The organism is Agrobacterium sp. MS2 (assembly GCF_003261015.1).
In the GTDB taxonomy this organism is placed as follows: Bacteria; Pseudomonadota; Alphaproteobacteria; order Rhizobiales; family Rhizobiaceae; genus Agrobacterium; species Agrobacterium pusense.
In genome coordinates, this window is record NZ_QLNF01000050.1 from 1 (window position 1) to 607 (window position 607).

The window sequence follows — 607 nt, forward strand, 5'->3', positions numbered from 1 at the left end:
CACGATTATTCCTTTCGATTGCGGTCGCACGGAACGGCCGTTGTTGACCACGGCTTCGCTCCTGGAAGACAGACCAGTTTCTATGAGGAGATCGGCATAGCGATTGTAAGAGGAGTTCAAACCCTATGGTTCATGATGTCGCCGTCACCCGGGCAGATGAGATTTTCGCCCAAGACCGAACAGAATGATTTTGAAAATCCGCCCATCCGGCCTGGCGTCAGACGCCGAGCGCGCCACCAGATCAGCAAATTTTTTCTGAATAATTCCGGCGATGCGGACATGCTCGCGTTGCTTACGTTCCGGCAAAAACTCAAAGCTGGTCTTCATGTCTGCTCCGCTTATCCACGGTGTCCCGTATGGGCGAAACCAGAGCTCGCCCGAACTCCGGTTTTGATAGCCGCCAGGAAAATGCCTGCCTTCCCCGACAATGCGCCTTCGGTCCTGGCCAGCCATCTCTGATTGATGCAAATGGTATTGGAATACCGGCGTTCCTCAATAGCGAACATTGAATGGTTCATTATCTCAGGTTGAATTTTGCTGACCACTTTTAGCAGTCGAAATGCCCGTTCGATGTTGCTAGCCTCGCCACCGGTAAACAGACAAGGGC

The 607-nt window shown here is 52.6% G+C and carries 2 protein-coding genes; both read right to left on the bottom strand.

Annotated elements, in window-relative coordinates; genetic code table 11:
• Positions 1–144: 144 nt before the first annotated feature.
• Positions 145–327 (bottom strand): hypothetical protein, encoded by a 183-nt coding sequence (locus tag DOU54_RS15340; RefSeq protein ID WP_286079920.1) that lies wholly within the window; start codon positions 325–327, stop codon positions 145–147.
• Between the two features lie 11 nt (positions 328–338).
• Positions 339–607, bottom strand: a 269-nt coding sequence (locus DOU54_RS27735; protein WP_210206208.1) for a hypothetical protein, incomplete at its 5' end; no start/stop codon positions are given.